The following is a 23962-nucleotide window of genomic DNA, read 5'->3' as shown; positions in this document are numbered from 1 at the left end:
ATGGGAGTTGTGATGCGTGACGATTTTTCAGACGAGTTTGCTGAATTCCGTCAGCAAATGGCCGATGTAAAGCCCATCGAAAATAATGATGTCGTGCCCGTTAAAAAGCGCAAGCCTAGCGCAGCGCAAGAGGCGCGACGGCAAGCTGCTGAACGCCAGCTAGAGGATGATATCAACTACCTGTCGATGGAGTTCGTGGACTTGGTTGAACCGGAGGAGCTCGTTGAATTTCGCCGTGATGGGGTACAGCATGGCGTGTTTAAGCGTTTGAAACGAGGCGATTACGGTATTGAAGCGAGTCTAGACTTGCACCACCACAGTTTGCGTCAAGCGCGCGAAGCTTTGTTTGATTTCATCCAGTTATGTCATCGGCGTGGCGTGCGATCTGCCATTGTGGTACATGGTATGGGACGGCATTCGAAACCACATCCGGCACTATTAAAAAGTTATGTGGTGAAGTGGTTAAAACAGCTCGAACCCGTGATGGCCTTCAATAGTGCCCAACGTCACCATGGCGGGGCCGGTTCCGTGTACGTCATGCTGCGCAAAAATGCGGAGCAGAAGCACGAAAATCGCGAGCGCCATCAAAAACGCTAAACCAACATAGGTCCAGAGTAGATGAAGTTAGTTAGATTAAGCGCTATGGCATTGTTAATGAGTGTCTCAGGCTGTGCTGAAGCCGTTCCAGAACAAACACTATCGGAGCGTGTCGCTGAACAACTGACAGAGCGCGTCGATCAGCGTTACGATGCAACGTTTAGCTACGACTCTTTTGAACTCAATACCTTAACTGCGGAGCTTCTGGCGACGGATATTGGTGTTGCCACCCGAGTCGCCGAGCTTGATGCGGGATTGAATCAGCTCCTTTGGGCTGAGCGTATTCGCTTAACTGGCGATTGGCTGACCCAGCAACAGGATCAGCTGCAGCTCGATAGTGCGACAATTCAAAATGCGCAACTCACCATTGCTTACTTTGCCGAAGGGCAGTCCAACTTGCATACCTTGGTTGAGAAAGTAAAAAGCCAATTGCCAGTCCAGCGCGCCAGTGAACAGATTTTATGGCAGGTGAACCGAGTTGAACTTGAGGATGTGGTGGTGAACTTGTTCGATCAAGGCCAGCCACTGGTGAGTGTTAAGCTGAAACGACTACGTTTACCACCACTCAATAGTGCGCAAACGACAAATGAGTGGGTTAACGGTGTTTTAGGTCCACTATTGGAGCAACTGATTCAACAGGCATTGCGTGGCGACACCGACACAATGACGGTTGATATGCAGGGTCTGACAAGGTTTTTCTGGCGCGAGTTAGGAGCAGGTATAGGGGCGCTCTAAAACGCCCCTACAGAGAGATTAGCGAGCTTTACAGCTGCTCGCTAACATCACGTTCTTTTAGATCGGCTTGCTCATCATTGAAGACGCTTTGATCAAGCTCACCTTCACTTTTCGCAACAATCAAACTGACCATGGCATCGCCGGTTACGTTGACGGCTGTGCGCGTCATATCCAGTAAGCGGTCAACACCAATGATCAAACCAATCCCCTCGACTGGAAGGCCTACTTGGCCAAGCACCATTGCCAACATGATTAAACCAACGCCTGGGACACCGGCAGTACCGATACTCGCTAACGTCGCAGTGAGGACTACCATTGCGTAATCAGCAATGCTCAAGTCGACGAGGTAGACTTGGGCGATAAATACCGTCGCCACACCTTGCATGATGGCAGTACCATCCATGTTGATGGTAGCGCCAAGCGGAACCGTGAAGGAGCCGACCTTGTTACTAACACCAAGGCGTTTGGTGACGGTCTCGAGAGTAACTGGAATGGTGGCGTTACTACTTGAGATGGTGAAACCGAAGATTTGTACCTCACGCATTTTCTTCAAGAACATCCATGGGCTCAGACCGGTCATCGTCTTGAGGATCACCGAGTAGGTCACAACGCCATGTAAGATCAAGACAAAGAAGACCAGTAAGAAGTATTTACCAAGACTGAAAATGGTCTCGAACTGAGTTTCGCTAAAGAGCTTGGCCATGAGCGCAAACACGCCGTAAGGTGCCAAGTTCATCAAAATCACGACGAGCTTCATGATGACTTCGTTAAAATCATCAAAGACGCCTTTCAAGCGCTCGCCAGACTTACCGATAAGCGCCATTGAGATGCCGAACAACAGGGCAAATACGATGATCTGCAACATGTTGCCGTCGGCCATTGCCGAAAACGGGTTTTTCGGGAACAGATCGATAATGACTTGGGCAAGCGAAGGTGCTTGTGAAGGTTCAAAGGTTGCGTCAGATTGTATCTCAACGCCAGCGCCTGGTTGAATCAACACCGCAGCAAAAATGGCAAAGGTAATTGCGACTGCGGTGGTCACCATGTATAGACTTACGGCTTTGCCGCCCAATCTACCCAAGGTACTCGGGTCGCTAATTGAACAGGTACCCAACACCAACGACACAAAGACTAACGGGACCACCAACATTTGCAGCGAACTAATAAAGATCTGACCGACAACGTGGAATAAACCTTTGGTCAGGTAGCCTTCGACTAAAACACTTTCCGGGAACAGCAGTTTAAGTAGAAAGCCAACGAGGATGCCCGCGAACATACCGATGACGATACGCGTTGTTAAGCTAAGCTTTTTTTTATTATCACGCATACATTTTCCTGAGAGTTGAAAATAATGAACTGGCCAAGCCTACCAGAAAAGCGCAGACGATTTTAGTACTCTCTGCATTCCTGCGACAAAACCATAAAAAAAGCCGACCAAGGAAGACTCCCGCGGTCGGCTCTGCTTTGGTTTACTAAAATTACATGTATTGCGGACCAAAGCCATTGGTCCATACAATTGCTGAACCTACCATTAAGATCACCAGCAAGATAAGCCCAGCGGTGACCACCGAACTCGCATAAATAAAGCCGCGTTCTTCTGGAATATGCATCAGAATAGGTACACCGGAATAGAGCAAGTACACTGAATAAGCGATTCCCGCTAAGAACGCCATCGTTACAAACCACAATTCTGGATAAAGTGCAGCGACGCCAGACATAATGACCGGAGTTGCCGTGTACGCGGCAAGTTCAACGGATTGTGTGAACGTTGGCGATGCGCCGAAGGTTTTTGCCATCCAGTGGATCAGATAGGCCAAGGCGAAGGTGGCCGCGATGATACCGACGTACATGGCAACGCTCATTGATAGTGCGCTGGTTTGCGTTAAGAATGTGGCCTCTCGCGCACCAATACTCCAACCCAGATGAGCTGATGCATAATAGGCCGCCGCACACGGAATAAGCGCGATAAGAAGAATGTGACTTAGCGCATAAGGCAAACTTTCGTGCCGCTCGTCAATACTCTTCCACTCTTCGCGAGGGTGTGCGTACAGTCCCCAAATGTGATTCAAAATCATGGTGAACCTCTACTTCTCGTTGTTGTATAGACTATTATTATTGTTATAACTGCATTCATTATCGTTTTGTTTACGCACTTCTTTGGTGCGTTTAACGTCGATTTTTAGCTCCGACTTAACATCTATATTGGTCGGATTTTCAACAGTGTCAAGGCTTTTTCAGTGACAACCACGCAAGTTTATGAGTACACTACGCGGCCTTGATGTTATTCGTATTACGCCCTACTTTTTAATCTTAATCCGCGGTTTCTCTGATGAATGCAGCTCAAATCAAACCTTTGCTAGAACCTATTCGTCGTTTTTTACAATGCGAGACGCCTGATGAATGGCTAGCTGAAGCGCAAAAAACTGAGAATTTGCCGGTCTTGTTGCGTGATCACATGGTTTGTGAGCTAAAAGCCGCACAAAGTGCAATGTTATTAATTCGCCGTTACGCGGTGGATCAGGCCAGTGGTGATGCGCTGTTGGCTTGGTTAGCGCCCTATGAAGACTATACCTATCGTCTCATTGGCGATTGGCGCACGTTGCCGCAGCACAATCGGTTACAGAAGAAAATGATACCGCGCTCTGATAAGCCCTATAGTGCGGAACTTATTGATAAGATGGTGCTGTTAATCAAAGAAGAGTTGCATCATTTTTATCAGGTTCTCGAAGTAGCAGAGCACTGCGGGGTGACTTACGACAAGGTAACTTCAAGTCGCTATGCCAAAGAGTTAATGCGTCATGTCCGGACCCATGAACCGGCGACGCTGATTGATAAGTTGATTTGCGGGGCATACATCGAAGCGCGTTCCTGTGAGCGTTTTGCTAAATTAGCACCGTTGCTGCCTACGCAACTGAGTGAGTTCTATGTGTCACTGTTGCGTTCTGAAGCGCGGCACTATCAGGATTATCTTACCTTAGCCGAACAGATTGCCGGCGCAGACATCAGTGCGCGGATTGCGTTTTTTGGCGAGCGCGAAGCCGAGCTTATTCTAGCACCCGACGCAGATTTTAAGTTTCACAGCGGTCTGCCGCAGGGAGCGGTTGCTGCATAAGGTTATGCGCTTCGTGCGTCACTTTAAGCATACTGCCCTGCGTATACCAATCACCTAACACAATGCGTGTTGCTGTGGTGCCATCGACGCGATGTTGATGTACCGCGGGGCGATGGGTATGGCCGTGAATCATTTGTGGCACGTTATAGCGCGCAAAGTAGTCAGCGACTGTTGTCGTATTCGCATCCATAATCGCCAGTTGCTCTTCGCTCAATGGTTGTTGCGTTTTGCTTGTCGCACGCAGTTTATTGGCAATGCGCATGCGCACTGACAATGGCAAAGCGAGCAATAACTTGGTTAACCAAGGTTTGCGAATCCAACGTCGGAAGCGTTGATAGCTATGGTCATCGGTACAGAGCAAATCACCGTGTAAGATGAGCGTAGGGGTTGTATAGAGGTTAATCACGTAGGGGTCGGTCAGTAACTTTACCCCAGTACGTTCAGCAAAGCGGCGGCCAATCAAAAAGTCGCGATTGCCGGCTACGAAGTAGGTGGGAATACCGTGGTCAGTAAAACGGCGCAGTTCATCTTGCACCTGCGCCGCAAAGGCACTGGTATCATCGTCACCGATCCAAGCATCAAATAAGTCACCCAAAATATACAGAGCGTCAGCACTGCGGGCCGTGTCGCGCAAAAAGTCAAAAAACAGATGAGCGATATCGGGCCGCGCAGGGCTTAAATGCAGATCAGAAACGAACCAAGTGGCCATGCAGCGAGTTGTCCTTACTCGCCTTCAACCGTCGCTTTTTCGATGATCACATCATCTTTCGGCACGTCTTGATGGAAGCCAGCTTGGGTGGTGTAAACTTGTGCGATTTCATCAACCACGTCCATACCTTCGACGACTTTACCAAACACGCAATACCCCCAACCACCGACGCTTTCGTTCTTGAAGTTAAGGAATTCGTTGTCGGCAACGTTGATAAAGAATTGGCTGGTGGCAGAGTGTGGATCTTGCGTACGAGCCATTGCGATAGTCCCTTTCAGGTTCTTCAGGCCGTTATCCGCTTCGTTTTCGATGGCGTCGTGCGTGCTCTTTTGCACCATTTCAAGATTAAAACCACCACCTTGGATCATGAAGCCTTTAATCACGCGGTGAAATAAGGTTTCAGCGTAAAAGCCTTCACGAACGTAACGCAAAAAGTTTTCAACAGTCTTAGGTGCTTGTTCTGAGTACAATTCAAGTTTGATAGCACCATGATTGGTATGCAAAGTTACATGCATGGGACGAACTCCATTGATGTTTTAGCGAAAAATTTGCGACAGTTTAGCACTGTTTGTGAGAAGGCTACAGCATGCGGTATCATAATCAGTTCAAGAAGCTAACAAGTTGGAGTCGTAAATCGCATGTTGACCATTTTTGATACCCTGCGCCGTCGTAAGGAAGTATTTCAGCCGATCACCCCTGGTGAGGTGAAGCTGTATGTTTGTGGGGTAACGATTTACGATTACTGTCACATTGGTCATGCCCGCACCTACGTAGCTTTCGACGTGGTGGTGCGCTATTTGCGCTCAAAAGGCTACAAAGTTACCTATGTGCGTAATATTACCGATGTTGACGACAAAATTATCAATCGTGCTAACGAGAATAATGAAACGATTGACGCTGTTACTGCACGCTTTACTAAGGCGATGCACGATGACTTTGACGCACTGAACTTGGTACGTCCTGACATTGAACCCACGGTGACCGGCCATATGGGTGACATTATCACTATGATCGAGACCTTAATCGCGCGCGGCCATGCTTATGTGGCCGCTGACGGTGATGTGCTTTTTGATGTAAGCACCTTCGCGAACTACGGCAAATTAAGTCGTCAAAACTTGGAGCAATTGCAGTCGGGTGCGCGGGTTGATGTGGCACAGAATAAAACGGATCCGCTTGATTTTGTGCTGTGGAAGCGCGCCAAAGCAGGCGAGCCAAGCTGGCCTTCGCCGTGGGGGGAAGGTCGTCCAGGCTGGCATATTGAGTGTTCGGCGATGAACAAACGCCATCTTGGTGAAAATTTTGATATTCATGGCGGTGGCTCGGATTTGATTTTTCCCCATCATGAAAACGAAGTAGCACAAAGTTGCTGTGCCAATGATCACGACTATGTGAATTACTGGATGCATAGCGGCATGGTGCAGGTTGATGCGGTCAAAATGTCGAAGTCGTTGGGTAACTTTTTTACGATTCGTGATGTTTTGGCGGAATACGATGCCGAGACGGTCCGGTTTTTCTTGCTTTCGAGCCACTATCGTTCACAGTTAAATTATTCCACCGACAATTTAGATCAGGCTCGGGCTGGCCTGGAACGCCTGTATACTGCCTTGCGCGACATTCCTGAAGTTGCTCTCGATGAGCAATTAGCAGCGCCTTTTCAAGAGCGTTTTGCGGCGGCTATGGATGATGATTTTAATGTACCTGAAGCCTTGCCTGTGCTGTATGACTTGGCCCGTGAAATCCATCGTGCCGACGAGGACAGCCTAGCAGCGCGGCATGCGGCAACGTTGCGTCACTTAGGCGGCATTCTCGGTTTGTTGCAACAAGTGCCGGAAGCCTTTTTACAAAGTGGTGCTGGCGACGATATCGATGCCGCGGCAATCGAAGCTTTGATACAACAACGCAATGACGCCCGCGCGGCAAAAGATTGGGCGGCTGCCGATGCGGCGCGTGACCAATTGACCGCACTAGGTATTGAACTTGAAGACACGCCGCAAGGCACCCGCTGGCGTCGTGTCTAAACTGACCACAACGAGGATAGCTATGGCATTTCCAACAGTTGAAGTAGTTGAAAGTTACAGCGCTGCACACAGTGATTATGATGCAGTGATTTTGGTTGGCGATTTTGCGCAAAACCTCCCGCCTGAGTTTGCCGACTTTGTTGCGCAAGCGGCGCAATCTGATCAACGTGTCGGTAAGCAGCCGTTGTTACTGGCTGCCGATGTCTTTGGTGGCCGTTTGATTGCGGCGCCAACGGGACCGTTAACCCGTGATTACGATGACGTACGCAATATTGCCGATGCTGCAGCGGCAGGCGCGCGCATTGCTCAGCAAGCTGGTGTAAAACAGCCGCTGTTAGTGGTGTTTGGTACGCAAGATGACGCTCGTTACGGCCAAGCTGAAGCAGTGGCCTATTGGGGGTTATGCCAAGCGCTGTATGAACCACTTGAAGCACGCGAGGCGCTTGGTGAAGAGACGATTGAGACCATCACTAACGTTGGCGTAGTGGGAACGCTTGACGCCGATTGGTTGAGTGCGGTTGAAGCGGGTAAGCGGGTCGCGCGTGACCTGTGTGGTACCGAGCCGGAGCGCATGGCGCCGCCGCGTTTTGCTGAGTATTGCCAACAAGCGTTTGCCCATACACCCGTCAAAGTTACGGTGATTGATGACATTCAGCAGTTGCAACACGAGTATCCACTGTTAATGGCAGTGGGCCGTGCGTCATTAGGTGTCGAGCGCCACTGGCCATGCGTCGTTCGCCTTGAGTATGATGCGCCAGCAGCTGAGCAAACCCTCATGTTCGCTGGTAAAGGGATTGTGTACGATACTGGCGGTGCCGATCTTAAAACCGGTGGTCACATGGCCGGTATGAGTCGTGACAAAGGTGGTGCTGCAGGCGTCGCTGGGTTTATGAAAACAGTCGCGGAAATGCGCCCAGACACCGTGAGTGTGGTGGCTGAGCTAGGCGTGGTGCGTAACAGTATTGGCGCCGAAGCCTTTGTCGCAGATGAGATTATCAAGGCGCACAGCGGTGTGCGTGTGCGTATTGGTAACACGGATGCGGAAGGTCGTTTGGTGTTGGCTGATTTGCTCTCGCACTTGCGTGTGCAGGCAGGCAACTATCCACGTCCGCAACTGTTCAGTGTGGCGACATTGACGGGGCATGCGGCTTTGGCCAAAGGACCTTACACGGCGCTCGTACCGAATGGTCCCGCTCGTGCTGTAGGTTTGCATGACAAGCTGTGGGAAGCTGGCGAAGTGTATGGTGACCCAGCGGAAGTAAGCTGGTCACGCCGCGAGGATTTCAGTTTTGTTGCGCCGCGGACGAAGTCAGATGACGTGTTGTCGAGCAATAATGGTCCATCGGTAAGCACCAAGCGTGGGCATCAATTCCCGATGGCCTTTTTAGCGATTGCCTCGGGTCTCGATCACCATGGCAATGACAGTGACCATCCATTACCTTACGTTCACGTTGATATTGCTGGCAGTGGCGTGGAAGGTGGTGATTGGCAGCATGGTAAACCAAGTGGTACGCCAGTGACCTGTTTTGCCGGTGCCTATTTGCACAAGTAAAAACACGGCAAGCACGCCAGAAAGAAAAAACGCCGGATTTATTCCGGCGTTTCTATTTTAATGGACTCGAGTTCGGCAAGGGTTTTGCCATGAGGTTGCGGTGCTCGTGTGGCTGGGTCGATATGGACAAACACGATGTCATCTGCAACGCAGATATTTTGTTTGGTCTGCTTATTACGTACCACACAGGTTAAGGTAACCGACGTGCGACCGGCTTTTTTTACACCTAAACCAAATTCCACAACATCGCCTTGGTAGGCTGACGTTTCGAAACTAATTGCGCCGATATGTTTGGTAACGAGGCTTTTGGCGTCGAGCTGGCAAGCAGCGAAGATGTAAGCCTCTTCGTCAATCCATTCGAGAATTCGGCCACCAAATAACGAGCCAGCAAAGTTCAGATCATTCGGCATGACCAAACGGCGAGATAAAAAGCGCATCAGTTTCACTCCTTGAGGATTATCGATGCGCTTAGTATATCTTATTGTAAGTGGCGGGCAAAAAAGTCTGCGATCATCTGGTACCGATGTATTGATGTTTCGCGCCCGCGAAGACCATGTTGTTTGCCAGGGTAAGCCATAAGCTCGAACGGCAACATTGCTTGCTGCAAGGCATACGTCAGCTTCGCGGTATGGGTGTAGAGTACGTTGTCATCGGCCATCCCATGATAGATCAACAGCGGTTGCTTAAGGCTGTCTGCGTAGCTTAAAACATCGGCTGCCCGATAACCTTCAGGATTGTCTTGCGGCGTGCCCATATAGCGCTCGGTGTAATGCGTATCGTATAAACGCCAATCGGTAACTGGGGCTCCGGCAACTGCAGCGCTGAAGTGTTCAGGCGCACGTAAAATTAAATGCAAGGCCATGTAGCCGCCATAGCTGTGCCCAAATACGCCAATCTTGTCATCGGCAACGTAAGGCAAGCTGCGCAAAAATTTGACCCCCTTCATTTGGTCGGCGACTTCTGCTTGAGCAAGGTTACGATAGATAACTTGCTCGAATTGTTTGCCGCGATGACCGCTGCCGCGATTGTCGAGATGGAATACCACATAACCTTGCTGTGCCAAGTATTGCGTAAAATAATCACCCCAGCTGTTGGTCACGCGCTGAGCTCGAGGCCCGCCGTAGACCATCACCACGACCGGATAACTTTGGTTGTCGACCATGACCGCAGGTTTCGTTACTTTATAATGCAGAATTTGCTCATCGTCGGCGCGCAGGGTACCGAACTCCGGGTACGACCAATGTGCAAGGTAAGGAGCTAACGGATGACTGCCGTTAATTTGGTTTTCATGCAACCAGGCAATGCGCTCTCCTGTAGGGCCGTGCAAGCTGACTTGCGGCGGTTGTGTGCTGCTCGAATAGTAATCGATATAGCTGCGTTGGTTGGGGGCAAAATCGACGGTGTGAAAACCTTGCCTTTGGGTCAGCTGAGTTGGTTGGCTCGGGTTGGTAGTGGTCATACTCACCCGATAGAGGTGGCGTTCCAGTGGCGTTTCTTTGCGGCCCATAAAGTACACAAAGCCAGTGGTGTCGTCGACGGCGGCAACACGATCAACTTGCCATTCGCCACTGGTCAATTGGCGGATCAAACTGCCATCGGTGCGATACAAATACAGGTGCTTGTAGCCGCTACGTTCAGAGGCCCAAATAAAGTGGCGCGCGTCGGCTAAGAAGATGAGGTCATCATGTAAATTCACCCAAGTGTTACTGCTTTCACTAAGAATTGCGGTCGCGTCACCGCCCGTGCGCGGCTGTAAATAGAGGCTGAGCTGTTGTTGCTTGCGGGTTTGCCATTGGTAGCTGACCTGAGAGCTATCGGGTAACCATTTAACGCGAGCCAAGTAACCTTCTTGATGCCGTTGTCCAAGTTTCAACCAAGTCGTTTCAGCACTATCGCGCTGCCAAATTCCTAGGTCAATATCGGCGTTCGCTGTTCCGGTAAAAGGGTAACGTTGTTGCACCACTTCGGTGCGCTCGGCGTACACGTCGGTACGTGTTTGTAGATCGACCGGGCTCGTGTCCACTCGGGTGAAGGCAATACTTTGCTCATCAGGACTCCACCAATAGCCAGTCATACGTTTCATTTCTTCCTGCGCAACAAACTCGGCCACGCCGTAGTGCAGGGTTTCGGTGGCTGCTGGGCTCACTTGTTGGCGACGGTTTTCGGCGAGTTCGAGGATGAACAAGCTGTTCTGTTCAATGAAGCTGACAAAGTTACTTTGTGGCGAAAAGCGCGCATCGGTAACACTGCTGTTGCTGTCAGTTAATGGGGTAACGTTGGCAGACTTAAGATCGACGAGAAAGAGCTGACCACTGAGTGGAATCAATAAGTGTTGGCCGTTATTGGCCCATTGATAATCAACGATGCCGCTGGCGCGGATGCGCAGGCGCTCGCGTCGCGCTCGCTCGCTTGCAGACATTGCCGCTGGGTCGTCAACCAGTTGGCTGGCTGCGACCAAACGGCGATGTTCTTGTTTGCGAATATCGTAAAGCCATAAATCATTAATGTTGGGGTTGTCGGCACTGCCGCGTAAATAACTGACGACCTGCCCATCGGGAGAAAAACGCAGTTGACTTGGCGCTGAGGTGGTCAGGTCAGGAGCAGAAAACATCCGCTCGATGCTCAGCCGTTGCTCACCGAAGTTTTCCGCCGCAGCGGCGGACTGCGCCTCAACGGCAGAGGTGGTGAGCGTAGCTAGGAGTAGCGTAAAAATCAGAGCTCGCATTGCTGCTTCCTTGTCGACACTAAAGTTCGCGAATAGTGACCTCAGTGTAACAAAGCAGCAAGCGAGCTCGGTCAAGCTGCGATAAAGCGCAGCGGGTTTGCGCTAGAATTCACCTCGCAAGCCGATACTGAAGTTACGCCCAGCAACAGGAGCGTCATACTTCAAGAACGAGGTATGAACGTAGCCGAGTTTGTCGGTCAGGTTTTCAGCTTTAACATACACACTTAAGTTATAGCGTGAGAAGCCTTGCGGGAACCAGTTAAACTGCGCATTTAGCAGGCCATAACTTGGTGTACGCTCTTCGTTAGCAGCAACTCGATTCTGTTCTGCATACCAGACATAACCAAGGCTCGATTCCCAGTTACCTTCGTTATAGGTAAATTCAGCACCAATACGCTGTGAGGGAATACGTGGCAGGTTTGCGTTGTTATCGATAGCGTATGCGCGAGTGTAGTCGCTAAAGGCATCTAAGCGCCAGTTAGGTGCTAATTGCCAACGACCATCGATTTCATAACCAAATAACACGACATCTTCTTGATTGTACTGCACGACAGGGAGGCCTTCTTCATGATCGTGTTCGCCTTCAGGCTCCCCTTCATGCACTTCTTCGTCGGCGTGGTCATCGTGGTCAAAAGCTAAATCAACGCTGTTCAAGCCGGTAAAGCTTTCGTACACAAAGTTGTTCACACGATTAACGAACAGGTTAATGTTTAAGTGATTTTCACCCGTTTCAAAGTGTGCCCCAAGGTCTAAAGAATGTGAGGTTTCGAGTTCGATCGAACGTTCATTAGGCTCAATCACGTACAAATGTTCAGCTTCTGCGTGAACGTCGTAGTTCAGGCCTAACTCATAGGTTTGTGTTGCTAAGTGTGCGCCGTTGGCAAAAATTTCGTTCGCCGATGGTGCGCGCTGCGCGAAACTGTAATTGGCATTGAACATAACAGCAGGGTGCCATTGATAGGTTACGCCGAATGATGCCGATAATGGGTCAAAGTCATGTTGTTGGCGACCGAGTTCTACGGTTGGAGCGTTGATGCTGACATTCTCATAACGTACACCGAGTTGGTAATTAAGTTTATTCTCCCGTGTTTCGATCAACCAAAAGAGGCCGTGGCGGTCAGTTTCGCTGGCCGGTGTATAGGCTTCCTCGCCAAAAGCTGCTTGCTCCTGCAAGAAGCCGTGGTAACCAAAAGCACCGTACCATTGGTCGGTAAGCTGATGGTTGGCGGTCACGCGGAGTTCGTGCTGTTCGTTAGTGAAGGTGGTTGACGGCGCGGCATCTTCGATTTCTTGATGCTGATAGTCAGTGTAAGCGTAACGAACCGAGAGTTGTTCAACACCTTGCCATGGGTTTTCTAGACCGGCATGCAGTTGCCAGCGGTTTTGTTTGAGATCGGCGAATGGACCGGTTTCCTCTTCGTGTGCTTCTTCTTCGTGTGGTTCGTCGCTGTGCTCCTCTTCACTATGTTCTTCTTCATGTGCATGGTGGCCTGGAATGCCGTATTCTTGGTCAAGGCGTGCGTAGGATGCACCGATGAAGCCGCCGTCAAATAAGTAACTTAAACCAAGTGTACCACCTTGCGCATCAACGAAAGAGTTCTCAATGGTGTCGGTTGTTTCGCCTTCATCGTTGGTGAAACTTGGTACTTGGTAGTCGTCACTACTACGGGCGAAGCCATCGACGTGTAATACTGTATTGCCGATGTCAGTACTTACGCCGGCATTCACATCACGTAAATCATCGACGCTTGCTAGGTTACCGCCGAAAAAGCCGCGGGTGCCACCAACATGTTCTTGAGCGATGCGTTCATCGACGACATTCACAACTCCTCCAATAGCGCCACTGCCGTACAGCAAGGTTGCGGGACCACGAAGAATTTCAATTTGTTGTGCCACCGATGTCTCGGTGGTGACAGCATGATCAGGGCTGCCGCGCGATACGTCCGCGCTATCTAGGCCATTCTGGGTTACTTTGACACGCGGACCATCAAGGCCGCGGATAATGGGACTAGAGGCAACACGAGCGAAATGGGTCGAGTTAATACCAGGTTCATGCGCAAGGGTTTCACCAAGCGTGTGGGCTTGTTTTTCACGTAGTTCATCACCGCTAATCACTGATACTGGCTGCGCTGAGTTAAGCTCAGTGCGTGCTAATGGTGATGCGTTGATCACAATAACTTCAGTATTTTCGTGTTGGTGTTGTTCATCTTTGTTCTCATCTTGGGCGTAGGCTGCAGGTGCAAGCAGCTGGGCTACCACAAGTGCGATCGGGCTGTACTTCATCATAGTTGCGTCCTCGGATGATCATTTTGGATTTATTGTAATGTTATACTATAACAATTCAAGCCTTTCTTAGAATTTGAAACAAACGATTACAAAGCTCTACAGCAATCGCTTCTGTTCTGAGTTGTGCTTAGGTACACTTCCAGCGGACGAATTTTTTGATCTTGAGTGATAGGAACCTGAACTTATGCGAGTAAAAACTTGGGTCAGCGCAGCGGCGTTGGCTGCGTTATTGACGGCCTGCGGCGAACAAACGACGAAGGCTGAGACTGCGACGGTCTCGGCTGATGCAAATGCGCTGCAGTCGCATTTAGAATTTCTGGCAAGTGATGCCTTAGAAGGACGTGACACTGGTAGTCGTGGCCACGAAATCGCTGCGCAGTATATTGCTGCACAGTTTCAAGCTTTAGGGCTAGAGCCAGCAGGCGATAACGGCAGTTATTATCAGCGTATTGCGTTTCGGCGTAGTTCATTGGTCGAAGGTAGCGCGAAAATGATCGTCGATACCGGTTCTGAAACTTTTGAACTTGAATATGGTGAAGAGTTTCTTACCGGACCAAGTGCTTATACTACTGAGTCGACGGTCACCGCACCGGTTGTTTTTGTCGGTTATGGTTTGGTGTCCGAAGAGTTTGGCTTGAATGACTATGCCAACGTTGATGTGGATGGCAAAGTGGTCATGATGGTTTCTGGTCGCCCGGAGGAGCTTCCAAGTGAAGAGGGGGCACATTTAAACAGTAGTAAAACTAAATTTGCTGCGGAGCGTGGTGCCGTTGGTGTTATCACACTGCATACACCAATGCGTGAAGAAGTTCGCCCATTCAAAGTGAGTGCGATGTATCAACGTGCACCGCGGGTGACCTGGTTAAATCCAGAGGGCGAACCTAATGTGACGTACAAAAAGTTACAAGGTTCTGCTTATGTTGACTATCGTGCCGCAGAATCGTTGTTCGCAAATGCTGCGATTAGTTTGGATGAGGTGTTTGCACAGCTTGAAAAAGGTGAACAGCCAAAGCCATTCGAACTGAATAGCAAGGTCACTTTAGCGCGTCAATCAAGCCATGAAGAGATCTCTAGCCCGAATGTGGCAGCGATTTTGCCAGGTGCTGATGCGGAATTGCAGAACGAGTATGTGTTGTATACCGCACACTCGGATCACATCGGCGTAACCCAAGACTTGAGCCAAGATGATCATATCAACAATGGCGCCATGGATAACGCCAGCGGTGTGAGCGTGTTACTGGAAACGGCGCGCATGTTCGTTGAAGCTGAAGAACGCCCGAAGCGCTCCATTTTGTTCCTGTCAGTCACCGCCGAAGAACGTGGCTTGTTGGGGGCCGATTATTTTGCCCACTACCCAACCGTACCGTTACAGCAGATTGTTGCAAACGTAAACTTGGATATGCCGGTGTTGTTGTATGACTTTGCTGACGTTATCGCGTTTGGCTCTACCCATTCAACGTTGGGTGACTCAGTGGCTGAGGCAGCAGGGCAATACGGTATCGAGTTGAGTGAAGATCCGATGCCAGAACAAGCTATTTTTACCCGTTCAGATCATTATCCGTTTGTGAAAAAAGGCGTTCCAGCGGTTTTCTTAATGACTGGTTTTACCGCTAAAGGTGAAGATGAAGATGGCGGCAAGATCTGGGGCGAGTTCTTCGCTGAGCACTATCACCGTCCAAGCGATCAACCGAGCTTGCCCATCAACTATGAGGCTGGTGTGGTGTTTACCAATATTAACTTTGAGATTGGTAAAACGATTGCCAACGATGAGCAACGTCCACGATGGTTGCCGGACTCGTTTTTTGCCGATCTAGATTAAAGCGACAATTGCACTGATAAAAAAAGCGCCGCTGCGATGCAGGGCGCTTTTTTTTTTGCTAAGTAATCAGCCTAAATGGGCGAGCCCGGCGGCAAAGCTGGAGCTGGTGTCAGTGGCCAGTCGCGTTGTTCATGTAAGAGGCCTTGCAAAGCGCGCACAATGAAACGCTGATGCGCACTTACGGGTTGCTGTTGCCAGCGCTCGAGTTGCTCTTGCAAAAACACGAAGGTCGCTGATTTGACGACACCCGTCGGTGCTTTTGTAGAGAGCTCAACTACTGCCGTCAATGCCTCAAAAGCCAAACGTTGTTCGGTGCTACTGGCATTAACCTTGTGCGCTGGTGCGATCGCTGCAGTGGCGATGCTCGCAAGTACGTCGGTGACAGACGGGATATCGGCATCAAATCGTTGTTGTTGCGCCAAGCGCTCCAGGCGAGCTGGATCTAACAATAACTGCAGGGTGAAACGGGCGGTACTGGCCGCCATGGTGTCTGCGTCCGGTACCAAACTCGTATACCCAGTAAAATTCTCTCGGGTAGCGCTGCTGCCATAGGCATACGGCAATAATAATTTCTCAACGGCCTGTGGTAGCTGCAAATGTTCGGTGGTCAAGGTCGCTGTAAGAATGGCGAGAGCTCGCTGTTGCTGTGCTGCATTGACTGGTCGCGTAGCTACATCTGCGGCACTGCTGTCCGCGGTCTTCACTGCATAGTTGTAGTGCACACCAGCGAGCATTTTTACCGCGGCTTCGGTTTGATAACGGTGCAGCAAATACAGCGGCACCAAGAGGGTACGCAGGTCGCTAACCACGGCGCCATTCGCTAGGTTGGCGAGCCCGAATTGTTGCAGTGCGGTACGGCGCACGGCCAAAACCCGCTCCAATTCAGTAACGGCATCGCTGCCATTGTCCCAGAGGTGCGCATCGGGATGGGCGCCACCAGCGGGCCGTGCATCGGCGTCGGAAATAAAGCTTAAGCCAAGTTGCTGATTCTCATCCAGAATGGCGCTTAAGGACGTGTCGCCATAGCCATAACGCACAACTTGTTTATCCCATAGACCAATGCCTTCGGCATAAGCGCCGGCAAGGGTAAGGCCATTGTTTTCAGTGCTTAGGCTAATGAGCGGATGTGGGTAATCCATCACCGAGGCGCGATCGCGGCTGCTGGCGGCAAAGTTATGCGCAATGCCAAGGGTGTGACCCACTTCATGCGCTGATAGCTGGCGAATTCGTGCCAGCGCCATGGCTTTAATGGTACTTTCGAGTTGCTCTTGTTGTTCCGGAGTAAAGTCATCGGCGTAAGGGGCTAATAGGCTTTGCGCGATAAGCATATCTTGACGCACACGTAATGACCCTAAAGTCACATGACCTTTAAGTATCTCACCAGTACGCGGGTCGATGACTGATGAACCGTAAGACCAACCACGGGTGGCACGATGGACCCACTGAATCACATTGTAGCGAATATCCATGGGGTCAGCTGCGGCGGGTAATTCTTTCACCGCAAAGCCATTCGGGTGACCGGCCGCCGCAAACGCATCCTGCCACCAGCGCGCACCATCAAGCAAAGCGGTGCGGACGGGCTCGGGTACGCCTGGGTCAAGGTAATAGGTAATGGTCTCGCCTTTTTGTAAACGATGACGAGGAATGTATTTTACCGCCATGGGCTGACCTAGCGGTGCTGCGTAATCGCGATGCTCTTCAGCCCAGAAGCCACTTTGTGGATGAAACTCACGTGGCGTGTAATTGTCGTCAGGCAAGCGAATGAACGAATGATGCAGGTGTAGGGTTAGGTGATCAGCATCCGGTGCAACTTGGCGCACATAGCGACCTTTACCTTGTCCACTAAAAGTGACCTTCGCCTCTAGCTCGGTATTGTCGACGAAAGCTTTACTGCGCGCTGGATAAACCACACTGCGATCCGCGGCAACTTTATAGCTACCTTGTTCGGTTTGTTGCAAGCGCTGAACGACGCCATGGGTGTCACTGAGTAGGAAAGGCGTGTAGTCAATGAGCACGGCTGTCTCATTCGCTGCAACCACGCTAAAACCAGCAATCACTGAGTCGGCAAAGGCTTCATCGATACTCGTCCGCTCGGCGGTATTATCCGAATTGGCGCGGAAGAAGGTGTTGTGATGTATTAACAGTGCTTTGTTACCTTCCAAGTAAAAACTCGCGAGTCGGGTGGCTCCAAGTTGCCCACGATCGAGTCCGATGTCATTGGAACCCAAGCCCCATGGTAGGCTGGTTTGGAAAATAAACTTTTGTGGTGCTCGCGGTACTTGCAGATACACGTTACCGTTCTGGCTATCATGATAAAAAGTAAAAAAGCCTTGGTGGGGCTGCATCGATTCGGTAAATTCATTGATGGTTGGGGTGTTCGCGTACGCCGTGTTACTCGCAAGCCAACAAACCATAACCAGCAATGCCGACATGAAGTGTTTCATGAGGTTGTCCTTAAAGAAAGCATGAAGAATAAGAGAGTCATGTATGGGTTATAACAAACCTGCGAATGAAAGTAATGCCTTCACCCTCGATCAGCGGTTAGCGCACGATACTTTGCGACTAGGTGCATTGCCATTGTGTGAGGTGTTGCTGTTTGATGATGTGCGTTACGACTGGCTGATTTTGGTGCCCCGAAAGCCTTTAGTGGTTGAATTTCTGGAGCTTCCAGAGGTGGAGCAAGTACAGTTGGCTGCTGAAATTCAGCAAGTAAGTCGTGCCTTAAAACAGTGGCAACCGCAGGCTAAACTGAACGTGGGGGCACTTGGCAATGTGGTCGCGCAACTGCATATACATGTTGTGTTGCGTCATCCGCAAGACCCAGCATGGCCGGGCCCGGTGTGGGGGCACTCGCCGCGGCAGCCGTATACCGAGCACGAGGCCGCCGAACGTTGTTTGTTTTGGCGGCAACGCTTGCAGTTGGAAGACTAGCGGAATAGCGTTAGGTTAAGACTTCGGCTAGCTCTTGTTTGACTTGCGCAACCCACTGCGCAATACGGTCATCACTGAATTCGTATTGGCTATCTTCGTCGAGGGCGAGCCCCACAAAAAACTCGCCATCTTCTGTGAGTGCTTTTGATGCGGCAAAGTCGTAGCCTTGATTTGGCCAAAAACCGATGCGCACGGTGCCGCTGGCGGCCAGTTCATCATGCAGCATGCCGAGTGCGTCTTGAAACCAATCGGTATAACCGACTTGATCTCCCATGCCGAACAACGCCACGACTTTACCATTAAGATCAAGTGCGGCAATTTCTTCCCAATGGCTTTCCCAGTCTTCTTGGATCTCACCAAAGTCCCAGGTCGAGAGACCGAAGATCAGCACGTCGAAGGTTTCTGCGTGTTGCAATGGCACATCCTTGATGTTGAACAACTCGACTTGTCCGGCTGGGAATTGCTGCTGAATTTTTTCCGCGGCAATTTCTGTGAAACAAGTGGTTGAGCCATAAAACAGACCAATCTGGGGAAGTGGGGTCGCTGCCGTCATAACTGCGCTGGGTTCCTTTTCGGTGTGTTGCTATTGCCAAACATGATGGTGCTAAGTGTATCAGATTGCGTGTGCCATGTGGTATCCTACGCCGCTTCACGGTGAGAGCTAATTTCATAGCTAACCTTTCATAGCTAACCTTTGATAGCTAACCAATAAGTCATAAGCGAGGTAGACAGCGTGGCAGAGCAGGATTTTGCACTTTATATTGAGCGCTTGGAGCAGGTTTTTGACCGAGCCGTAGCCGAAGGTACTGATGATGAATTGTTTGCCAGCGGCTATTTGCGTGGTCACTTTGATTTAGTTGTCGCGCAACTTGAACTGCAAGAACAGGCCAAGGCTGAGGCGGTTTTGCCGACCTTGCGCGCTGCCGTCGAACAAACCAAACATGAATTAGCCCCCGCAGACCAGCAGCACATTGCCGACATGATTGCACGTCTGGAACAGGCTGCCGCTTAGCGTGTTTGCAAACGTTGCGGCTGCAGTCGTTGCCAAAGGCTTGCGGGCATTGGTAATGGCTGGCCCTGCAGCGCTGCAACGAGGGTGCTAGCCGCTAACGGCGCCGCAGTAAATCCTCGCGAACCTAAACCACCAATCACCCATAAGTTCGGTGCGAGTTCACCGACCATCGGCAAGTGGTCCCGAGTGGTATTACGCACCGCCGCGCGATCGGCTATCGGCTTGAGTTCGTGAGGCCAGTTTGCCGGTGCTAAATTATCACGCAGGTTGTCCATATTCTCGTCACGATCTATGGAGCGTGTTCGGCAATCTTCGCTGTCCCGCGCATAAGTCGCACCCACACAATGCCTACCTTGATCTGCTGGGGTGAAATAGCCTTTGTAGCACACCACCACCGGGCAGTGTTGGGTTACTGCGGTCGCGGCGACTTGGGTGACTTGTCCGCGCACGTTCTGTAGTTGCACCGCAAAGGATTCGAGCAACTGTTTCAGTGCCGCACCGCAGGCGAGCACGACGGTTTGGCTGTGACGTGTTGACCCATCGGCGAAAGTAAGCTGCCAGCCTTGTGCTTGTGGCTCTACGTTGGCAAGTAGTTGGTGTTCGACGTGGCAGTCCTTAAGTAGCTGCGCAACGATAGCCGCCGGACGTAACCACCCACCTTGCGGATAACAGAGACTCGGGTAAGCTGGCAACGCAGACCAGAGTGCTTGCGTTTCGCTTGCAGTTAAATAGCGGACGGTTTGCGGGGCATAACCGGGGCCTTGCTCATCCGTAGACCGACTGATTTTCGTATAGCGTTCGGCGCGCGCTGAGGTATATCCCAATTGTACGACGCCACAGGGATACCAGTCTTGCGCACAGTTTTGCGCATAAAATTGACAGGCGTAGCCGAAGGCTTGCGTGAAAAACTCAGCGAGCGGACTGCGCTCCGCATGAAGGAGCGGGTACACAGCTCCTTGAGGGTTGCCCGAGGCACCATCTGCAATTGCGGGACTGATCACTTTGACCTGATAACCGGCTTGCTGTAATTCGAAGGCAGTGCATGCCGCAGCGATGCCGCCACCGATCACGGTCACTTCCCGTGGGGTCGCGCTTGATGCTGTGGTGGCATGGTCTTGTGCAACGGGTAAATGGCCTCGTAACATTTCTCTTTTGCGGCCAAAACCTTTCACTTTTTCGATGGCGAAACCGGCAGCTTGAAGTCCGCGTCGTACCGCTCCGGCGGCGGTAAAGGTTGCAAAGGTAGCGCCCGGACGGCCGCTGCTAGCCATGGCTTCGTACAATGATGCGCGCCACATGTCAGGGTTTTTGTCAGGTGCAAAACCATCAAGGTACCACGCGTCGACACTTTGTTGCGCGTGTACTAACCACTGTGGGAGAGCAGCGTGAATATCATCGAGCCAAAGATCGAGGATTATTCTACCGTTGGCAAATACGCGTCGATGACAACCCGGTTCTGCGGCCGGGTAGGCCTGTATCAGTTCTTGCGCAAGCGCTTGCAACTGTGGAAAAGCACTTAGTGCTTGCTGTAAATCGCTTTGGCGCAGAGGAAATTTCTCAAATGAGATATAATGTAGCTTAAGTGCAGTTGGCGCATGCTCTAAAAAACATTGCCAAGTGGCGAGAAAGTTTAAGCCAGTACCAAAGCCGCTTTCGGCAACGACAAAGGTATCGAGTGGGTGTGATTGCCAGCGCTGCGGGAGATCATTATGCTGTAAAAAGACGTAATGGCTTTCGGCCAACCCATCTTGGTTGCTAAAATAGATATCGTCGAAGGCGGTCGCCACGGGCATACCGAATTCATTAAAATGTATTTGAGCGTGAGTGGAATCGGTCACAGGACATCCGTACACTGGCATATGGATAGTGCGCAATAGTGTAACAATAATTCGGTAATATTGCGGAAAGCAGACCACTTTTTTATTCAGAACAGCTACCATACACAGGCGCTCAGCAAGACAGGAAACCAGAATGAGAAGAGCAGTGATAACCGGTATGGGCATTGTGTCCAGTATCGGCTTAAACCAACAAGAAGTACTAGAGTCCCTTAAACAAGGCCGCTCTGGTATCGAGTTTTCTCAAGAATTTGCCGACATGGGCTTGCGTTGCCAAGTCTGGGGACCGGTACGTACCAACCCAGCTGATCATATCGATCGTAAAGCATTCCGCTTCATGGGGAATTCTGCCGCTTATGCCTACATGGCCATGGCGCAAGCTATTGAAGATGCAGGTTTGAATGAAGACGAGGTGTCCAATCCACGTACAGGTTTGGTGGTCGGTTCCGGCGGCGCTTCTGGTGAACACCAAGTGGCAGCAGCCGACATCTTGCGCGAAAAAGGTGTTAAGCGGGTAGGGCCTTACATGGTTCCACGCTGTATGGCATCAACCACTTCTGCGTGTTTAGCTACCCCATTTAAAATTAAAGGTGTGAATTACACCATTAGTTCGGCGTGTGCGACGTCTGCACACTGTATCGGTCATGCTCTTGAGCTTATTCAATTTGGTAAGCAAGATCGTGTCTTTGCCGGCGGTGGTGAAGAACTGCACTGGACCCTAGGTATGGAATTCGATGCCATGGGTGCGCTGAGCACCAAATACAATGATACGCCGAGTAAAGCCTCACGTACTTACGATACCGATCGCGATGGCTTCGTCCCAGCTGGTGGTGGCGGTATCTTGGTTATCGAAGAGCTTGAAAGTGCCTTGGCTCGTGGTGCGAAGATTTATGGTGAAATCGTCGGTTATGGCGCAACGTCGGATGGTTATGACATGGTTGCTCCATCGGGCGAAGGCGCCGTGCGTTGCATGCAAATGGCAATGTCGACAGTCGATACCCCGATTGATTACCTGAATACGCACGGTACCAGCACGCCGGTGGGTGATACCAAGGAACTTGAAGCGATTCGTGAAGTGTTCCCAGAGCAAACACCGCTGATTAGTGCGACCAAAGCAATGACCGGTCACGCACTTGGTGCTGCGGGCGTGCATGAAGCTATCTACTCGCTGTTGATGTTGAACAATAGCTTTGTTGCCCCTTCGATTAACGTCGAGAATTTAGATCCAGCAGCACAAGACATGAACATCGTAACCGCAATGCAACCAGCGGAATTGACGACTGTGATGTCGAATAGTTTTGGCTTCGGCGGCACCAACGCAACCTTGGTATTGCGTAAGTATCAGAACTAACACGGCTAGACTTACCAAAGTGTAGCGATGAATAAAAAGGTGCGCCATGGCGCACCTTTTTGTATGCTAGCCTTATCGTTTTTGCTGTGACAGCGAAGGTCTATGTTACTTGTTGCCGATGCCAACCTACCTGGCTTTACCCGTCTTATCGAAGTGTTAAACACGCAGGCTTCGACGCCGCTAGAGGTGAGTACCTATAGCGAACGGCAACCGCCTATGGAGCTGCTCGCACGCGCTGATGCATTATTTATCCGCTCAGTGACGACGGTTGATGCTGGCTTGCTCGCCCACGCGCCAAACTTGAAGTGGCTGGGAACAGCCACCATTGGCACCGATCATGTTGATAGACCTGCGCTCAAAGCAGCTGGAATACGCTTTCACAACTGCCCAGGGGTGAATGCAAACGCAGTCGGCGACTATGTTGTAAGTGCGGTGGCGGCATTAAGCTTACAAAACGGTAGCCTGCCTAACGGTGAAGTCGCTATTGTTGGTGCTGGCAATACTGGGACTGCGGCTGGACAGCGTTTGACCGGACTAGGGTTGAAAGTGCATTACTATGACCCTCCACTTGTTGCGCAAGGTGCTACCCATGTGCATGCAGACTGGCAACGGGTGCTCGCGTCGCAAGTTATCAGTTTTCATGTGCCATTGGTTACGAAGGGTGAGCATGCAACCCACCATTTGTTTGATGCTCGTGCGCTCGAGACCTTTACTGCTTCTGAGCAGAAGAAAATGCTCATTAATGCTAGTCGCGGGCCTGTGATCGACGAACAGGCATTGCTGACGCACTTGCGTGAGGATACACAACTCCAAGTGGTACTTGATGTATGGGAACATGAGCCGCAGTTGCATGAAGAAGTGGTAAAGAGAGTGTCCTTAGCAACGCCACATATCGCTGGACACAGCTTTGCCGGTAAGCTTGGTGGGAGCTGGCAACTATTGAAAAAGTGGTTGACGGATCAAGGCTTAGCTCTACAATTGCCAAGTTTTCAACGATTCCTGCAAAGCTACGCGCAAGGTCAGTCGCGCCTTCAGCATGCGCCGCAGGCGCCAGACTGGCAAACGCTGGCGCATTGGGTGTTGCAGGTGTATGACATCCGTCAAGATGACCAGCTATTAAGACAAACTGGACTGACGGCCACTGAATTTGATGCCTTGCGGCGGAACTACGCTGTGCGTGCTGAGTTGAGTCAGCTACACTTGCAAACAGGAACTTGGGCGCAGGACGAAAACTGGCGTAAGCGTCTAACACAATTAACATTTCAGATAGAGTAAAGGGG

20 protein-coding genes are annotated in these 23962 nt (G+C 50.8%); 10 read left to right on the top strand and 10 right to left on the bottom strand.

Annotation, left to right across the window (positions count from 1 at the left end):
* The first annotated feature begins 12 nt into the window (after nucleotides 1-12).
* Nucleotides 13-597 (top strand): DNA endonuclease SmrA, encoded by a 585-nt coding sequence (gene smrA / locus NV375_RS05100; RefSeq protein ID WP_258807199.1) that lies wholly within the window; start codon nucleotides 13-15, stop codon nucleotides 595-597.
* A 21-nt stretch (nucleotides 598-618) separates the two neighbouring features.
* Complete coding sequence (locus tag NV375_RS05095) at nucleotides 619-1332, top strand: hypothetical protein (RefSeq protein WP_258807198.1); 714 nt, start codon at nucleotides 619-621, stop codon at nucleotides 1330-1332.
* A gap of 28 nt (nucleotides 1333-1360) precedes the next feature.
* Here NV375_RS05095 and NV375_RS05090 read toward each other — a convergent pair whose 3' ends face one another.
* Nucleotides 1361-2659, bottom strand: coding sequence for a dicarboxylate/amino acid:cation symporter (locus NV375_RS05090; RefSeq protein ID WP_258807197.1), 1299 nt, complete (start codon nucleotides 2657-2659; stop codon nucleotides 1361-1363).
* 151 nt (nucleotides 2660-2810) lie between these two features.
* On the bottom strand, nucleotides 2811-3407 hold the full coding sequence (locus tag NV375_RS05085) for a Yip1 family protein (protein ID WP_258807196.1): 597 nt from the start codon (nucleotides 3405-3407) through the stop codon (nucleotides 2811-2813).
* Nucleotides 3408-3661: 254 nt separating this feature from the next.
* Between NV375_RS05085 and NV375_RS05080 the strand changes: the two genes are divergently transcribed.
* Entirely contained in the window at nucleotides 3662-4444 is a 783-nt protein-coding gene (locus tag NV375_RS05080; RefSeq protein ID WP_258807195.1) for a tRNA isopentenyl-2-thiomethyl-A-37 hydroxylase MiaE, read from the top strand.
* Here the strand turns inward: NV375_RS05080 and lpxH are convergent.
* Nucleotides 4401-5153 (bottom strand): UDP-2,3-diacylglucosamine diphosphatase, encoded by a 753-nt coding sequence (gene lpxH, locus NV375_RS05075; protein WP_258807194.1) that lies wholly within the window; start codon nucleotides 5151-5153, stop codon nucleotides 4401-4403. The genes NV375_RS05080 and lpxH overlap by 44 nt on opposite strands.
* 14 nt (nucleotides 5154-5167) lie before the next feature.
* The gene (locus NV375_RS05070; RefSeq protein WP_258807193.1) at nucleotides 5168-5668 is read right to left on the bottom strand and encodes a peptidylprolyl isomerase; all 501 of its coding nucleotides are present in this window, start codon (nucleotides 5666-5668) and stop codon (nucleotides 5168-5170) included.
* 123 nt (nucleotides 5669-5791) lie between these two features.
* On the opposite strand from NV375_RS05070, the gene cysS reads away from it, so the two are divergent.
* Both cysS and NV375_RS05060 read left to right on the top strand, forming a co-directional pair.
* A complete protein-coding gene (gene cysS / locus NV375_RS05065) occupies nucleotides 5792-7171 on the top strand; it encodes a cysteine--tRNA ligase (RefSeq protein WP_258807192.1) in 1380 nt (459 codons plus the stop codon).
* Nucleotides 7172-7193: 22 nt separating this feature from the next.
* Nucleotides 7194-8723 carry a leucyl aminopeptidase family protein gene (locus tag NV375_RS05060; RefSeq protein WP_258807191.1) on the top strand — a complete coding sequence of 510 codons (1530 nt, stop codon included), beginning with the start codon at nucleotides 7194-7196 and terminating at the stop codon, nucleotides 8721-8723.
* Nucleotides 8724-8761: 38 nt separating this feature from the next.
* On the opposite strand, the gene NV375_RS05055 is transcribed toward NV375_RS05060, so the two are convergent.
* From NV375_RS05055 to NV375_RS05045, 3 genes are all read right to left on the bottom strand, one after another.
* Nucleotides 8762-9160 carry an acyl-CoA thioesterase gene (locus tag NV375_RS05055; protein WP_126771089.1) on the bottom strand — a complete coding sequence of 133 codons (399 nt, stop codon included), beginning with the start codon at nucleotides 9158-9160 and terminating at the stop codon, nucleotides 8762-8764.
* Between the two features lie 41 nt (nucleotides 9161-9201).
* Entirely contained in the window at nucleotides 9202-11448 is a 2247-nt protein-coding gene (locus NV375_RS05050) for a S9 family peptidase (RefSeq protein ID WP_258807190.1), read from the bottom strand.
* 102 nt (nucleotides 11449-11550) lie between these two features.
* Nucleotides 11551-13734, bottom strand: coding sequence for a TonB-dependent receptor (locus tag NV375_RS05045; protein WP_258807189.1), 2184 nt, complete (start codon nucleotides 13732-13734; stop codon nucleotides 11551-11553).
* A 184-nt stretch (nucleotides 13735-13918) separates the two neighbouring features.
* Here NV375_RS05045 and NV375_RS05040 point away from each other — a divergent pair, with 184 nt between their 5' ends.
* Nucleotides 13919-15553 carry a M28 family metallopeptidase gene (locus NV375_RS05040; RefSeq protein ID WP_126771085.1) on the top strand — a complete coding sequence of 545 codons (1635 nt, stop codon included), beginning with the start codon at nucleotides 13919-13921 and terminating at the stop codon, nucleotides 15551-15553.
* Between the two features lie 71 nt (nucleotides 15554-15624).
* On the opposite strand, the gene NV375_RS05035 is transcribed toward NV375_RS05040, so the two are convergent.
* On the bottom strand, nucleotides 15625-17997 hold the full coding sequence (locus NV375_RS05035; RefSeq protein ID WP_258807188.1) for a zinc-dependent metalloprotease: 2373 nt from the start codon (nucleotides 17995-17997) through the stop codon (nucleotides 15625-15627).
* A gap of 43 nt (nucleotides 17998-18040) precedes the next feature.
* Here NV375_RS05035 and NV375_RS05030 point away from each other — a divergent pair, with 43 nt between their 5' ends.
* A complete protein-coding gene (locus tag NV375_RS05030) occupies nucleotides 18041-18484 on the top strand; it encodes an HIT domain-containing protein (RefSeq protein ID WP_126771081.1) in 444 nt (147 codons plus the stop codon).
* A 10-nt stretch (nucleotides 18485-18494) separates the two neighbouring features.
* On the opposite strand, the gene fldB is transcribed toward NV375_RS05030, so the two are convergent.
* A complete protein-coding gene (gene fldB, locus NV375_RS05025; protein WP_126771079.1) occupies nucleotides 18495-19037 on the bottom strand; it encodes a flavodoxin FldB in 543 nt (180 codons plus the stop codon).
* 180 nt (nucleotides 19038-19217) lie between these two features.
* On the opposite strand from fldB, the gene NV375_RS05020 reads away from it, so the two are divergent.
* A complete protein-coding gene (locus NV375_RS05020; protein ID WP_126771077.1) occupies nucleotides 19218-19496 on the top strand; it encodes a YfcL family protein in 279 nt (92 codons plus the stop codon).
* Here NV375_RS05020 and mnmC read toward each other — a convergent pair.
* Complete coding sequence (mnmC, locus tag NV375_RS05015) at nucleotides 19493-21334, bottom strand: bifunctional tRNA (5-methylaminomethyl-2-thiouridine)(34)-methyltransferase MnmD/FAD-dependent 5-carboxymethylaminomethyl-2-thiouridine(34) oxidoreductase MnmC (protein ID WP_258807187.1); 1842 nt, start codon at nucleotides 21332-21334, stop codon at nucleotides 19493-19495. The genes NV375_RS05020 and mnmC overlap by 4 nt on opposite strands.
* Before the next feature lie 133 nt (nucleotides 21335-21467).
* On the opposite strand from mnmC, the gene fabB reads away from it, so the two are divergent.
* Nucleotides 21468-22682: a beta-ketoacyl-ACP synthase I gene (gene fabB / locus NV375_RS05010; protein ID WP_126771073.1), complete on the top strand. Its 1215-nt coding sequence runs from the start codon at nucleotides 21468-21470 to the stop codon at nucleotides 22680-22682.
* 102 nt (nucleotides 22683-22784) lie between these two features.
* Nucleotides 22785-23957: a 4-phosphoerythronate dehydrogenase gene (locus NV375_RS05005; protein WP_126771071.1), complete on the top strand. Its 1173-nt coding sequence runs from the start codon at nucleotides 22785-22787 to the stop codon at nucleotides 23955-23957.
* Nucleotides 23958-23962 lie beyond the last annotated feature (5 nt).

This window comes from Pseudidiomarina sp. CB1, from assembly GCF_024752025.1.
Classification (GTDB): Bacteria; Pseudomonadota; Gammaproteobacteria; order Enterobacterales; family Alteromonadaceae; genus Pseudidiomarina.
The sequence above is the reverse complement of the archived record's forward strand: the minus strand, read 5'-3'. Positions and strand labels throughout refer to the sequence as shown.

Bases quoted from the DNA above. Each gene is read 5' to 3' on its own strand.
- smrA (WP_258807199.1), top strand. From the start codon at position 13: ATGCGTGACGATTTTTCAGACGAGTTTGCTGAATTCCGTCAGCAAATG.
- NV375_RS05095 (WP_258807198.1), top strand. From the start codon at position 619: ATGAAGTTAGTTAGATTAAGCGCTATGGCATTGTTAATGAGTGTCTCA.
- NV375_RS05090 (WP_258807197.1), bottom strand. From the start codon at position 2,659: ATGCGTGATAATAAAAAAAAGCTTAGCTTAACAACGCGTATCGTCATC.
- NV375_RS05085 (WP_258807196.1), bottom strand. From the start codon at position 3,407: ATGATTTTGAATCACATTTGGGGACTGTACGCACACCCTCGCGAAGAG.
- NV375_RS05080 (WP_258807195.1), top strand. From the start codon at position 3,662: ATGAATGCAGCTCAAATCAAACCTTTGCTAGAACCTATTCGTCGTTTT.
- lpxH (WP_258807194.1), bottom strand. From the start codon at position 5,153: ATGGCCACTTGGTTCGTTTCTGATCTGCATTTAAGCCCTGCGCGGCCC.
- NV375_RS05070 (WP_258807193.1), bottom strand. From the start codon at position 5,668: ATGCATGTAACTTTGCATACCAATCATGGTGCTATCAAACTTGAATTG.
- cysS (WP_258807192.1), top strand. From the start codon at position 5,792: ATGTTGACCATTTTTGATACCCTGCGCCGTCGTAAGGAAGTATTTCAG.
- NV375_RS05060 (WP_258807191.1), top strand. From the start codon at position 7,194: ATGGCATTTCCAACAGTTGAAGTAGTTGAAAGTTACAGCGCTGCACAC.
- NV375_RS05055 (WP_126771089.1), bottom strand. From the start codon at position 9,160: ATGCGCTTTTTATCTCGCCGTTTGGTCATGCCGAATGATCTGAACTTT.
- NV375_RS05050 (WP_258807190.1), bottom strand. From the start codon at position 11,448: ATGCGAGCTCTGATTTTTACGCTACTCCTAGCTACGCTCACCACCTCT.
- NV375_RS05045 (WP_258807189.1), bottom strand. From the start codon at position 13,734: ATGATGAAGTACAGCCCGATCGCACTTGTGGTAGCCCAGCTGCTTGCA.
- NV375_RS05040 (WP_126771085.1), top strand. From the start codon at position 13,919: ATGCGAGTAAAAACTTGGGTCAGCGCAGCGGCGTTGGCTGCGTTATTG.
- NV375_RS05035 (WP_258807188.1), bottom strand. From the start codon at position 17,997: ATGAAACACTTCATGTCGGCATTGCTGGTTATGGTTTGTTGGCTTGCG.
- NV375_RS05030 (WP_126771081.1), top strand. From the start codon at position 18,041: ATGGGTTATAACAAACCTGCGAATGAAAGTAATGCCTTCACCCTCGAT.
- fldB (WP_126771079.1), bottom strand. From the start codon at position 19,037: ATGACGGCAGCGACCCCACTTCCCCAGATTGGTCTGTTTTATGGCTCA.
- fabB (WP_126771073.1), top strand. From the start codon at position 21,468: ATGAGAAGAGCAGTGATAACCGGTATGGGCATTGTGTCCAGTATCGGC.
- NV375_RS05005 (WP_126771071.1), top strand. From the start codon at position 22,785: ATGTTACTTGTTGCCGATGCCAACCTACCTGGCTTTACCCGTCTTATC.